The sequence below is a fragment of the Citrobacter sp. Cb028 genome (assembly GCF_030336705.1).
Taxonomy (GTDB): Bacteria; Pseudomonadota; Gammaproteobacteria; order Enterobacterales; family Enterobacteriaceae; genus Citrobacter; species Citrobacter braakii.
On record NZ_JAOWCZ010000027.1, the window covers coordinates 47,510 to 60,641 of the forward strand.

At 53.4% G+C, this 13,132-nt stretch carries 14 protein-coding genes; 12 read left to right on the top strand and 2 right to left on the bottom strand.

Features of this window, described 5'->3' with window-relative positions; genetic code table 11:
• Positions 1-139 precede the first annotated feature (139 nt).
• The 6 genes from cytR (at position 140) to rraA (ending at position 5,771) form a co-directional block, all read left to right on the top strand.
• Positions 140-1,165, top strand: coding sequence for a DNA-binding transcriptional regulator CytR (cytR, locus tag OGV75_RS04495; protein WP_016157916.1), 1,026 nt, complete (start codon positions 140-142; stop codon positions 1,163-1,165).
• 93 nt (positions 1,166-1,258) lie between these two features.
• Positions 1,259-2,233: a cell division protein FtsN gene (gene ftsN / locus OGV75_RS04500; protein WP_072034356.1), complete on the top strand. Its 975-nt coding sequence runs from the start codon at positions 1,259-1,261 to the stop codon at positions 2,231-2,233.
• Positions 2,234-2,324: 91 nt separating this feature from the next.
• Positions 2,325-2,855: an ATP-dependent protease subunit HslV gene (gene hslV / locus OGV75_RS04505; protein ID WP_003028805.1), complete on the top strand. Its 531-nt coding sequence runs from the start codon at positions 2,325-2,327 to the stop codon at positions 2,853-2,855.
• 9 nt (positions 2,856-2,864) lie between these two features.
• The gene (gene hslU, locus OGV75_RS04510) at positions 2,865-4,196 is read left to right on the top strand and encodes an ATP-dependent protease ATPase subunit HslU (RefSeq protein ID WP_003028803.1); all 1,332 of its coding nucleotides are present in this window, start codon (positions 2,865-2,867) and stop codon (positions 4,194-4,196) included.
• 67 nt (positions 4,197-4,263) lie between these two features.
• Positions 4,264-5,193 carry a 1,4-dihydroxy-2-naphthoate polyprenyltransferase gene (menA, locus tag OGV75_RS04515; RefSeq protein WP_016157915.1) on the top strand — a complete coding sequence of 310 codons (930 nt, stop codon included), beginning with the start codon at positions 4,264-4,266 and terminating at the stop codon, positions 5,191-5,193.
• A 92-nt stretch (positions 5,194-5,285) separates the two neighbouring features.
• Positions 5,286-5,771, top strand: a complete 486-nt coding sequence (gene rraA, locus OGV75_RS04520) for a ribonuclease E activity regulator RraA (protein ID WP_008787034.1) — start codon at positions 5,286-5,288, stop codon at positions 5,769-5,771.
• 221 nt (positions 5,772-5,992) lie between these two features.
• On the opposite strand, the gene zapB is transcribed toward rraA, so the two are convergent.
• A complete protein-coding gene (gene zapB, locus OGV75_RS04525) occupies positions 5,993-6,238 on the bottom strand; it encodes a septal ring assembly protein ZapB (protein ID WP_019077914.1) in 246 nt (81 codons plus the stop codon).
• 428 nt (positions 6,239-6,666) lie between these two features.
• Here zapB and OGV75_RS04530 point away from each other — a divergent pair, with 428 nt between their 5' ends.
• From OGV75_RS04530 to fpr, 4 genes are all read left to right on the top strand, one after another.
• On the top strand, positions 6,667-7,512 hold the full coding sequence (locus OGV75_RS04530; RefSeq protein ID WP_016155255.1) for an MIP/aquaporin family protein: 846 nt from the start codon (positions 6,667-6,669) through the stop codon (positions 7,510-7,512).
• A 22-nt stretch (positions 7,513-7,534) separates the two neighbouring features.
• Positions 7,535-9,043 (top strand): glycerol kinase GlpK, encoded by a 1,509-nt coding sequence (glpK, locus tag OGV75_RS04535; RefSeq protein ID WP_016155254.1) that lies wholly within the window; start codon positions 7,535-7,537, stop codon positions 9,041-9,043.
• 135 nt (positions 9,044-9,178) lie between these two features.
• Entirely contained in the window at positions 9,179-10,189 is a 1,011-nt protein-coding gene (glpX, locus tag OGV75_RS04540) for a class II fructose-bisphosphatase (protein WP_103928813.1), read from the top strand.
• Between the two features lie 95 nt (positions 10,190-10,284).
• Entirely contained in the window at positions 10,285-11,031 is a 747-nt protein-coding gene (fpr, locus tag OGV75_RS04545) for a ferredoxin--NADP(+) reductase (protein WP_016157907.1), read from the top strand.
• Positions 11,032-11,069: 38 nt separating this feature from the next.
• Here the strand turns inward: fpr and OGV75_RS04550 are convergent, their stop codons facing one another.
• Entirely contained in the window at positions 11,070-11,501 is a 432-nt protein-coding gene (locus tag OGV75_RS04550; protein ID WP_047357763.1) for a DUF805 domain-containing protein, read from the bottom strand.
• A 100-nt stretch (positions 11,502-11,601) separates the two neighbouring features.
• Here OGV75_RS04550 and OGV75_RS04555 point away from each other — a divergent pair, with 100 nt between their 5' ends.
• Positions 11,602-12,198 carry a YiiQ family protein gene (locus tag OGV75_RS04555; protein ID WP_016155250.1) on the top strand — a complete coding sequence of 199 codons (597 nt, stop codon included), beginning with the start codon at positions 11,602-11,604 and terminating at the stop codon, positions 12,196-12,198.
• Between the two features lie 111 nt (positions 12,199-12,309).
• Complete coding sequence (gene tpiA, locus OGV75_RS04560) at positions 12,310-13,077, top strand: triose-phosphate isomerase (RefSeq protein ID WP_286480390.1); 768 nt, start codon at positions 12,310-12,312, stop codon at positions 13,075-13,077.
• The last annotated feature ends 55 nt before the right edge of the window (positions 13,078-13,132 follow it).

A 13,132-nucleotide genomic window follows, 5' to 3' on the forward strand; every position in this document is an offset into this window, starting at 1 on the left:
CGGATCGTAAAATTAAAGATCCATCACACTTTTTATGAAAATTCTGTAACCGCTTCCATTAACTATCTGATAAAAATGTTTCAGATGAAGGCTATTCAAGGACGAGTCTGTGCCAGCAGCTCTCTGGCGAGGAGAAAGAGTGAAACCGAATAAGCAGGTTGCCGCCGCTACGATGAAAGATGTTGCTCTGAAGGCGAAAGTCTCAACGGCAACCGTATCCCGCGCATTAATGAACCCGGACAAAGTCTCGCAGTCAACCCGTAACAAGGTTGAACAGGCTGCGCTGGAAGTGGGATATTTACCCCAATCAATGGGACGCAACGTTAAGCGTAATGAATCACGTACCATTCTGGTGATTGTGCCGGATATCTGCGATCCGTTTTTTAGCGAAGTGATTCGCGGCATAGAAGTGACCGCCGCTGAGCAGGGATATCTGGTGCTTATCGGCGACTGCGCCCACCAGAATCAGCAGGAAAAGACCTTCCTCAACCTCATTATCACCAAGCAGATCGATGGCATGGTGCTGCTCAGTTCGCGACTGCCGTTTGATGCCAGCGTGGAAGAGCAGCGCAACTTGCCGCCGATGGTCATGTCCAACGAGTTCGCGCCAGAGCTGGAACTCCCCACCGTGCACATTGATAATCTCACCGCCGCCTTCAACGCGATGAACTATCTGCTGGAACTGGGGCATAAACGCATTGGCTGTATCGCCGGACCAGAGGATATGCCGCTGTGCCATTACCGTCTGCAAGGTTACGTTCAGGCATTGCGCCGCAGTGGAATTACGGTCGATCCGCATTTCATCGCGCGTGGTGACTTTACCTATGAAGCGGGAGCCAATGCGCTTAAGCAACTCCTTGAGCTTCCACAGCCACCTACTGCGGTCTTTTGCCACAGCGATGTCATGGCGCTGGGGGCACTCTCTTACGCCAAACGTCAGGGTCTGAAGGTACCTGACGATTTATCCATCATTGGCTTTGATAATATTTCGCTCACGGAATTTTGTGATCCACCCCTGACAACCGTCGCACAGCCGCGTTTCGATATCGGACGTGAAGCTATGCTGTTACTGCTCGATCAATTACAAGGTCAGAACGTCAGCAGTGGCTCACGTTTACTGGACTGCGAGCTTATTATTCGGGGCACTACCCGGGCACTGACGTAAAGTAAAGTGCTTTCGGACTCCCCTGTCTGGTCAAAGGCCCGCCGCTTAAGTAACATGGCGGGCTGACGAACGAATAAATACAGCGAAACGATAGTGGCACAACGAGATTATGTACGTCGCGGCCAACCGGCACCTTCGCGGCGCAAGAAGAGCACATCACGGAAAAAACAACGCAATACGCCTGCGGTATCGCCCGCTATGGTTGCTATTGCTGCAGCCGTACTCGTGACCTTTATCGGTGGTCTGTACTTCATTACGCATCACAAGAAAGAAGAGTCCGAAACGCTGCAAAACCAGAAAGTCACCGGTAATGGCATCCCGCCAAAACCGGAAGAGCGCTGGCGATACATCAAAGAGCTGGAAAGCCGTCAGCCTGGCGTACGTGCGCCTACCGAACCGTCTGCAGGCGGCGAGGTACTGAACGCCGATCAGCTTACCAATGAGCAGCGCCAGTTGTTGGCGCAAATGCAGGCCGATATGCGCCAACAGCCAACGCAGCTCAACGAAGTACCGTGGAACGAACAAACTGCTGAACAACGCCAGCAAACGCTGCAGCGTCAACGTCAGGTGCAACAGCAGCAGTGGAATAACACCCAACAGCAGGCTCAACAGCCGCGCCAACGGGTAACAGAACAGCCGTACCAGCAGCAGCAAACGCGTACTGCGCAAGCCGCACCGGTACAGCAGCCGAAGGCGCAGCCAAAACCGGCGGCCCAACAGCCGTATCAGGATCTACTGCAAACACCTGCGCATACCACCGCCGCTCAGCCGAAAACGCAGCCGGCCGCGCCGATAACAAATGAAACGCAGCCGCCAAAACAGACGGCGGAGAAAAAAGATGAACGCCGCTGGATGGTACAGTGCGGCTCATTTAAAGGCGCTGAGCAGGCAGAAACCGTGCGCGCGCAGTTGGCCTTTGAAGGCTTCAACTCACGTATTACCACCAATAACGGCTGGAATCGCGTGGTCATTGGTCCGGTCAAAGGCAAAGAGAATGCCGACAACACCATCAGCCGCCTGAAAGTTGCTGGTCACACAAACTGCATTCGACTCGCCACTGGGGGTTGAAACCCCCAAAATCCCCCCCATCTATACTTGCATTACGCCCCGCATACTGCGCGGGGCCTGTGTTTTGCATTTGTAACCAAGGGGTCTGCTCGTGACAACAATAGTAAGCGTACGCCGTAACGGCCATGTGGTAATCGCCGGTGATGGTCAGGCCACACTGGGTAACACCGTAATGAAAGGCAACGTGAAGAAAGTCCGCCGTCTGTACAACGACAAAGTCATCGCGGGCTTTGCGGGCGGTACTGCGGATGCATTCACGCTGTTTGAACTGTTTGAACGCAAGCTGGAAATGCACCAGGGTCACCTGGTGAAAGCTGCCGTTGAACTGGCAAAAGACTGGCGTACCGACCGTATGCTGCGCAAACTCGAAGCGCTGCTGGCCGTTGCGGATGAAACTGCATCACTCATCATCACCGGTAACGGCGACGTCATCCAGCCAGAAAACGATCTGATTGCCATCGGCTCCGGCGGTCCCTACGCCCAGGCTGCTGCACGCGCTCTGCTGGAAAACACCGAGCTTGGCGCACGCGAGATTGCTGAGAAAGCGTTGGATATTGCAGGGGATATCTGCATTTATACCAACCACTTCCATACCATCGAAGAATTGAACTCCAAAGCGTAAGGATCCCCCATGTCTGAAATGACCCCACGCGAAATTGTCAGCGAACTGAACAAACACATCATCGGCCAGGATAACGCTAAGCGTTCCGTGGCGATTGCCCTGCGTAACCGCTGGCGCCGCATGCAGCTCAACGAAGAGCTGCGCCATGAAGTTACGCCGAAAAACATTCTGATGATTGGCCCAACCGGCGTCGGTAAAACCGAAATCGCCCGTCGTCTGGCAAAACTGGCCAACGCGCCGTTCATCAAAGTTGAAGCAACAAAATTCACCGAAGTCGGCTATGTTGGTAAAGAAGTTGACTCTATCATCCGCGATCTGACCGATGCTGCCATCAAAATGGTCCGCGTTCAGGCCATCGAGAAAAACCGCTTCCGTGCCGAAGAGATGGCGGAAGAGCGCATTCTCGACGTGCTGATCCCACCGGCTAAAAATAACTGGGGACAGTCAGAGCAGCCGCAGGAACCTTCTGCAGCGCGTCAGGCGTTCCGTAAAAAACTGCGTGAAGGCCAGCTGGATGATAAAGAGATCGAAATCGATCTCGCGGCCGCACCGATGGGCGTTGAAATCATGGCGCCTCCGGGAATGGAAGAGATGACCAGCCAGCTACAGTCCATGTTCCAGAACCTGGGCGGTCAGAAGCAAAAACCGCGTAAGCTGAAAATCAAAGACGCGATGAAGCTGCTGATTGAAGAAGAAGCGGCCAAACTGGTGAATCCGGAAGAGCTGAAACAGGAAGCTATCGACGCCGTTGAGCAACACGGAATCGTGTTTATCGACGAAATCGACAAAATCTGTAAGCGCGGCGAATCCTCCGGCCCGGACGTGTCCCGTGAAGGCGTACAGCGCGACCTGCTGCCGCTGGTTGAAGGCTGCACGGTCTCCACTAAACACGGTATGGTGAAAACAGACCACATTCTGTTTATCGCCTCTGGCGCATTCCAGGTAGCGAAACCGTCTGACCTGATCCCGGAACTGCAGGGGCGTCTGCCGATTCGTGTCGAGCTGCAGGCGCTGACCACCAGCGATTTTGAGCGTATCCTTACCGAACCGAATGCCTCCATCACCGTCCAGTACAAAGCGCTGATGGCGACCGAAGGTGTGGACATCAACTTCACCGAATCGGGCATTAAACGCATTGCCGAAGCGGCCTGGCAGGTCAATGAAACCACCGAAAACATCGGTGCACGTCGTCTGCATACCGTTCTCGAGCGTCTGATGGAAGATATTTCCTATGATGCGAGCGATTTAAACGGCCAAAGCATCACAATTGATGCCGAATATGTGAGCAAACATCTGGATGCGCTGGTCGCAGATGAAGATCTGAGCCGTTTTATCCTATAATCGCGTTCAATGCATTTTCATCACTGTTGATGGGGCTGATAAAGCCCCATTTTTATTGGCGCTAAATATGACTGAACAACAAAAAATTAGCCGCTCACAAGCCTGGCTGGAAAGTTTACGACCTAAGACCTTGCCGCTCGCCTTCGCGGCGATCATCGTCGGTACGGCATTAGCATGGTGGCAAGGATACTTCGATCCGCTGGTTGCTCTGTTGGCATTGATTACAGCAGGACTGCTGCAAATTCTGTCCAACCTCGCTAACGACTATGGCGATGCCGTCAAAGGCAGCGACAAGCCCGACCGCATTGGACCGCTGCGCGGTATGCAAAAAGGGGTTATCACCCAACAGCAGATGAAGCGTGCGCTGATCGTCACCGTGGTGTTGATCTGTCTGTCGGGTCTGGCCCTGGTTGCTGTGGCCTGTCACACGCTGGCGGATTTTGTCGGTTTCCTGGTACTTGGGGGCCTGTCGATTATCGCGGCGATCACCTACACCGTGGGTAATCGCCCTTACGGATATATCGGTCTGGGCGATATTTCCGTGCTGGTATTCTTTGGCTGGCTTAGCGTGATGGGAAGCTGGTATCTGCAGGCGCATACGCTGATTCCGGCGCTGATTCTGCCTGCCACCGCCTGTGGCCTGCTGGCAACTGCCGTGCTCAACGTCAACAACCTGCGCGATATCAACAGCGACAGAGAGAACGGCAAGAACACGCTGGTAGTACGTTTAGGTGCCGTCAATGCCCGCCGCTACCATGCCTGCCTGCTGATGGGTACGCTGGTCTGCCTGGCGCTGTTTAACCTGTTTTCGCTACAAAGTCTGTGGGGATGGCTGTTTATCCTTGCCGCTCCGCTGCTTTTCAAACAGGCGCGTTACGTGATGCGCGAAATGGATCCTGCGGCAATGCGTCCGATGCTGGAACGCACCGTAAAAGCGGCGCTATTAACTAACTTGCTGTTTGTCGTTGGAATTTTCTTAAGTCAGTGGTCTCTTTAACTGACAAATATCAATTAACAATTGATGATTTTGCCAACAGTACACATAGCGCGATATACTAAAAATTCTCGCAGCAACTGAACGTTAAGCCTATGAAATACGATACATCCGAGCTTTGTGACATCTATCAGGAAGATGTCAACGTCGTGGAACCGCTGTTCTCTAACTTTGGAGGACGGTCGTCGTTTGGCGGACAAATCATCACGGTAAAATGTTTCGAGGACAACGGGTTGCTGTACGATCTGCTCGAACAAAATGGCCGTGGTCGCATTCTGCTGGTCGATGGCGGCGGTTCTGTCCGTCGTGCGCTGGTCGATGCCGAACTGGCACGACTGGCCGTACAGAATGAATGGGAAGGTCTGGTCATCTACGGCTCAGTCCGCCAGGTAGACGATCTGGAAGAACTGGATATCGGCATTCAGGCGATTGCCGCAATTCCGGTAGGTGCTTCAGGAGAAGGTATTGGGGAAAGCGATGTGCGCGTCAACTTTGGCGGCGTGACATTCTTCTCCGGCGACCACCTGTACGCCGACAACACCGGGATAATCCTCTCCGAAGACCCGCTCGATATCGAGTAAGTGAAAAAGGCACCGCAAGGTGCCTTTTTTATGCGTTGTCACTGATTGCCGGTTGGCGGCTTACGCCTTATCCGGCCTACAGGCACTCGCAGTCTACATCCTCTATAGATTTCGCGTCAGGGCAAGGCGGCAAGTAAGTGAATCCCCAGGAGCATAGGCCACTATGTGACTGGGGTGAATGTACGCAGCCAACGCCGCCATAACGTGAAATATGACGAGGATTAGACTTCTTCCATACGCCCCAACAGGGCATGCAGACGATCCTGCCAGCCGTTCTGCTGTTCTTTCAGGTTGTTGTTCTCACGCTCCAGCTCTTCACGCTGCTGCTGTGCAGACTGAACTTCCTGCGACAGTGAGTTGTTCTTTTCTTTCAGCTCTTCGATTTCCATCTGCAACAGCGTGATGGTATCAATCGCCTGCTGTACTTTTGCTTCCAGTTTCTCAAACACTTCTAATGACATCGTCATACCTCTCCTGAATTGCAAGGCGTTGATGGATAAAAATCCTCGTCCCGATAACCGGCGACGCCTTAATAAAAACGAGCGCACTCTACTTAACACCGATTGTATGAAGCCGCGTCATCCCTGTCCAGCGGCATCCCGCGCAGATTGCGGTTTGCAACACTTTTCGTCTTTCTCCTGGTGACATTACTATCATAACTCTTAAGTGTTAACGAATTGATCATTGAAATGATTCAGCTCACACTATTTTTGTATAACAAATACCGCGAAATGGCGCGATAACGCTCATTTTGTTGATGGAGTACACACATTTCAATTTCGATATTTCTCGTTTTTGAGCGTTAACGATAAATTAACAGTGTGCCTACCGGCTCCGGGGATGTCAGTGACCTTCTCGCATACAATAAACATTAAACTCTCTTCAGGATCCGATTATGAGTCAAACATCAACCTTAAAAGGCCAGTGCATTGCTGAATTCCTCGGTACCGGGTTGTTGATTTTCTTCGGTGTGGGATGTGTCGCTGCACTCAAAGTTGCTGGGGCTACTTTTGGTCAGTGGGAAATCAGTATCATCTGGGGTCTGGGGGTAGCGATGGCTATCTATCTGACTGCAGGCGTTTCTGGTGCACACCTGAATCCAGCGGTAACCATCGCACTCTGGCTGTTCGCCTGTTTTGATAAACGCAAAGTTGCTCCTTTTATTATTTCGCAAATTGCCGGCGCCTTTTGCGCAGCGGCACTGGTTTACGGGCTTTATTACAATCTTTTCATCGATTTCGAACAAACTAACCATATCGTGCGCGGCAGTACCGAAAGCCTGGGTCTGGCAGGTACTTTCTCGACCTATCCGAACCCGCATATCAATTTTGTGCAGGCCTTCGCGGTTGAAATGGTCATTACCGCTATTCTAATGGGGCTGATTCTGGCTCTGACCGACGATGGTAACGGTGTACCTCGTGGTCCGCTGGCACCACTGCTGATCGGCTTGTTGATCGCCGTTATTGGTGCTTCCATGGGTCCGCTAACAGGTTTTGCGATGAACCCGGCACGTGACTTCGGACCGAAACTCTTCGCCTGGATGGCCGGATGGGGTGAGATTGCCTTCACGGGTGGTCGTGATATCCCTTACTTCCTGGTCCCGGTGTTTGGCCCGATTACCGGCGCGATTTTAGGCGCATGGGCATATCGCAAACTGATTGGTCGCCATTTACCGTGCGATGTCTGCGCGATTGAAGAGAAAGACGTTGCGACCAACACTCAACAAAAAGCTTCGCAGTAATGTGACTACGGGACAAATAATCATGACTGAAAAAAAATATATCGTTGCGCTCGACCAGGGCACCACCAGCTCCCGCGCGGTCGTAATGGACCACGATGCGAATATCGTTAGCGTTTCACAGCGCGAATTCGAGCAAATCTACCCGAAAGCAGGTTGGGTAGAACATGACCCAATGGAAATTTGGGCGACCCAAAGCTCCACGCTGGTAGAAGTTCTGGCGAAAGCCGATATCAGTTCCGATGAAATTGCAGCGATCGGTATTACCAACCAGCGTGAAACCACCATCGTCTGGGAGCGTGAGACCGGTAAGCCTATCTATAACGCAATTGTGTGGCAGTGTCGTCGTACCGCGGATATCTGCGAAAAGCTCAAGCGCGACGGAATGGAAGAGTACATCCGTAATAACACGGGTCTGGTAATTGACCCGTACTTTTCCGGCACTAAAGTGAAGTGGATCCTCGACCACGTAGAAGGCTCACGTGAGCGCGCTCGCCGCGGCGAACTGCTGTTCGGTACGGTAGACACCTGGCTTATCTGGAAAATGACGCAGGGACGCGTACACGTAACGGATTACACCAACGCCTCTCGTACCATGCTGTTCAACATCCACTCCCTGGACTGGGATGACACGATGCTGGATGCGCTGGATATTCCGCGTGCAATGCTGCCAGAAGTGCGTCGTTCTTCTGAAGTGTACGGCCAGACCAACATCGGTGGTAAAGGCGGCATTCGTATTCCTATCTCCGGTATTGCCGGTGACCAGCAGGCCGCTCTGTTTGGCCAGCTGTGCGTGAAGGAAGGGATGGCGAAAAACACTTACGGTACCGGCTGCTTCATGCTGATGAACACTGGCGAGAAAGCCGTTAAGTCCGAAAATGGACTACTGACCACCATCGCCTGTGGACCGACCGGGGAAGTGAACTACGCGCTGGAAGGTGCGGTATTTATGGCTGGCGCATCCATCCAGTGGCTGCGCGATGAAATGAAACTCATCAGCGATGCATTCGACTCTGAATATTTCGCCACCAAAGTGAAAGATACCAACGGCGTGTACGTCGTTCCGGCATTTACAGGCCTTGGCGCACCGTACTGGGACCCGTATGCACGCGGAGCCATCTTCGGCCTGACCCGTGGCGTAAACTCCAACCACATCATCCGCGCAACGCTTGAGTCTATCGCTTACCAGACCCGTGACGTACTGGAAGCGATGCAGGCTGACTCCGGTATTCGCCTGCACGCCCTGCGCGTCGATGGCGGTGCGGTCGCCAACAACTTCCTGATGCAGTTCCAGTCCGATATTCTCGGCACGCGCGTTGAGCGCCCTGAAGTCCGCGAAGTCACCGCATTGGGTGCGGCGTACCTTGCCGGTCTGGCAGTAGGTTTCTGGCAGAATCTGGATGAACTGCAGGAGAAAGCGGTCATCGAGCGTGAATTCCGCCCTGGCATTGAAACCACCGAGCGTAATTTCCGTTACAGCGGCTGGAAAAAAGCGGTCAAACGCGCCATGGCGTGGGAAGATCACGACGAGTAATTCGTCATTGCCGGATGGCGACGTTACCTTGTCCGGCAATATCTTCGTGCGGGGGCAACCCCGCACACACATCAATAATCTAGTCCCCTCCCCTGTGCTACACTTCGCGCCATTCCTTTCAGCTACGAGTTTGCAATGAGACGAGAACTTGCCATTGAATTTTCACGCGTGACCGAAGCGGCCGCGCTGGCTGGCTATAAATGGCTGGGCCGCGGCGATAAAAATACCGCTGATGGCGCGGCGGTGAACGCCATGCGTATTATGCTCAACCAGGTCAACATCGACGGCACCATCGTGATTGGCGAGGGTGAGATTGATGAAGCGCCGATGCTGTTTATCGGCGAGAAAGTCGGAACCGGCCACGGTGATGCGGTCGACATCGCCGTCGATCCTATCGAAGGCACGCGTATGACGGCAATGGGCCAGGCGAATGCGCTGGCGGTGCTGGCTGTAGGCGATAAAGGCTGTTTCCTGAACGCGCCAGACATGTACATGGAAAAGCTGATTGTCGGCCCTGGCGCAAAAGGGTCCATCGACCTGAACCTGTCGCTGGAAACCAACCTGCGAAACATTGCAGCCGCGCTGAACAAACCACTGAGTGACCTGACCGTCACCATCCTGGCAAAACCACGCCATGACGAGGTTATTGCAGAGATGGCGAAACTGGGCGTGCGCGTCTTCGCCATTCCTGACGGCGACGTTGCGGCCTCGATTCTGACCTGTATGCCAGACAGCGAAGTTGACGTGTTGTACGGTATTGGCGGCGCTCCGGAAGGCGTGGTTTCCGCGGCCGTCATCCGCGCGCTGGACGGCGACATGCAGGGCCGCCTGCTGGCGCGCCATGACGTCAAAGGCGACAGCGAAGAGAACCGTTGTATTGGCGAACAGGAACTGGCCCGCTGCACCGCGATGGGCATTGAAGCGGGCAAAGCGCTGCGTCTGGATGAAATGGCGCGCAGCGACAACGTCATTTTCTCCGCTACCGGCATCACCAAAGGCGATCTGCTGGAAGGGATTAGCCGTAAAGGCAATATCGCAACCACCGAAACGCTGTTGATCCGCGGCAAATCACGCACGATCCGCCGCATTCAGTCGATTCACTACCTCGATCGCAAAGATCCCGATGTGCAGGCGCACATCCTGTAATTGATTTGATCAATAGAGCCTTCCAGCCCATCCGGGCTGGAAATCTTTCGTCCAACGAACGAAGATAAGGCAATCAAAGCAGACAGGAGAAAACCATGGCAGATTGGGTAACAGGCAAAGTCACAAAGGTGCAGAACTGGACCGATGCCCTGTTTAGTTTGACCGTGCGAGCTCCGGTTCTTCCTTTCACTGCAGGTCAGTTCACCAAGCTTGGCCTTGAGATCGACGGTGAGCGCGTCCAGCGCGCCTATTCCTACGTGAATGCGCCCGATAACCCCGACTTAGAATTTTATCTGGTGACGGTTCCCGACGGCAAACTCAGCCCTCAACTGGCGGCGCTAAAGCCTGGCGATGAAGTTCAGGTGGTGAGTGAGGCCGCTGGTTTCTTCGTGCTGGATGAAGTCCCTGATTGCGAAACGCTATGGATGCTGGCAACCGGCACGGCTATCGGCCCGTATTTGTCGATTCTGCAGTTAGGCAAAGATCTGGGTCGCTTTAAAAATCTGGTGCTGGTCCACGCCGCACGCTATGCCGCCGATTTGAGCTACCTGCCATTGATGCAGGCGCTGGAAAAGCGCTACGAGGGTAAATTACGCATCCAGACGGTTGTTAGCCGTGAGACAGCCGTAGATTCGCTGACCGGGCGTGTACCGGCGCTGATTGAAAGCGGTGAACTGGAAAAGGCGGTAGGGCTGCCAATGGATAAAGAAACCAGCCATGTGATGCTGTGCGGAAATCCACAAATGGTACGCGACACGCAGCAACTGCTGAAAGAGACCCGGCAGATGACCAAACACCTGCGCCGTCGACCGGGCCATATGACTGCTGAGCACTACTGGTGAGGGTTGCCGGGAGGCGCTTGCGCTTCTCCGGTCGACAACTACTGGCGCTCGGCTTTGTACTTTACGTCCTGCGTATCCTTACCATATTTATTTTCGTCCTGGGTGCCAATGAACGCGCCCAGATCGATGAGCATGCCGACCAGAATGAGCGTCGGAACAAAGCGACCAACCGCCCATTGCCAGACGCCGGGTAACATCGTCCAATTTCCGGCCAGCAGCATCCACGCCAAAATCATCAGCAGCGCCCACACTCCAGAACGTCCCCGATCGTGCAGGCGTTTTACCGTCACTGCCGCCGTCGGCCATAGCAGACAAACCAGACAAAATGCCGCAGTCTGAATATCGAGTAATTGCTTGCTCGCCAGCGAGAACAAAACCAGCATTCCGACGATCCACAGACCTATCCAAATCCAGAAATCACGGCGCCCGATGCGCCCTTTAAATGAGAATAACCACTGCTGTATGGTCATGTAAGTTCCTTTATTATTACCTTCCAGAACAGTTTACCCTTTTGACAAGCCCGACAGTTACCGTTTTAATCGTGAGCAGTCATAACGAAAGGTACGATTGATGAAGCAAGGATTTACACTGTTTTTATTATTGTTTTCAGCCTTCACCGCGAGCGTTGCGGCACGGGCGGAAGAGCCATCGACGGCAACCACAGCCCCCTATTTACTGGCGGGTGCGCCGACCTTTGACCTGTCGATTAGCCAGTTTCGCGAAAACTTTAATACGCAGAATCCGAAGCTTATCCTGAATGAGTTCCGCGCCATCGACAGCAGCCGCGATCGGGCAAACCTCACCCGCGCGGCCAGTAAAATCAATGAAAACCTGTATGCGTCCTCCGCCCTTGAGCGCGGCACGCTAAAAATCAAAAGTATGCAGATAACCTGGTTGCCGATTCAGGGACCAGAACAAAAGGCGGCCAAAGCGAAAGCGCTGGAATACATGACCGCCGTCATTCGTACCGTCGCGCCGCTACTGACGAAAGAACAGAGCCAGAAAAAGCTGCAAAAACTGCTCGCTGCCGGCAAAGGTAAACACTATTACGCCGAAACAGAAGGCGCAATTCGCTATGTTGTGGCAGATAACGGTGAAAAAGGGCTGACCTTCGCTGTTGAACCGATTAAGCTGGCACTATCAGAAAGTCTTGAGAAGGCGAATTGATGACAAAAAGCAAAGCCTTTCCGCAGACGAATCTCTATACTGTTTCACAGACCATGCTGCCCTGACGGGCGGCCATATTCCTTAATTCGCTGACAAGCGTGGAGAAATGAAATGCGACATCCTTTAGTGATGGGTAACTGGAAACTGAACGGCAGCCGCCACATGGTAAACGAACTGGTTGCTAATCTGCGTAAAGAACTGGCTGGCGTTGCTGGCTGTGCAGTAGCAATCGCTCCGCCGGAAATGTATATCGACCTGGCGAAACACGCCGCTGCCGGTAGCAACATTATCCTGGGCGCGCAGAACGTTGACCTGAACCTGTCTGGCGCATTTACCGGTGAAACAAGCGCTGAAATGCTGAAAGATATCGGCGCGCAGTACATCATTATCGGTCACTCTGAGCGTCGTACTTACCACAAAGAGTCTGACGAGCTGATCGCTAAAAAATTCGCCGTGCTGAAAGAACAAGGTCTGACTCCGGTTCTGTGCATCGGTGAAACCGAAGCAGAAAACGAAGCGGGAAAAACTGAAGAAGTCTGTGCACGTCAGATCGACGCCGTTCTGAAAACTCAGGGCGCGGCAGCATTCGAAGGCGTCGTTATCGCTTACGAACCAGTATGGGCTATCGGTACCGGTAAATCTGCAACTCCTGCTCAGGCTCAGGCTGTTCACAAATTCATTCGTGACCACATTGCTAAAGCTGACGCGAAAATCGCTGAACAAGTTATCATCCAGTACGGCGGTTCCGTAAACGCAGCTAACGCAGCAGAACTGTTCGCTCAGCCGGACATCGATGGCGCGCTGGTTGGCGGTGCTTCTCTGAAAGCAGATGCCTTCGCGGTCATCGTTAAAGCAGCAGAAGCGGCTAAACAGGCGTAATGCTGTTGAGGCGGGTAGCGCTTCGCTGACCCGTCCTCCAAGACTGTAGGCCCGG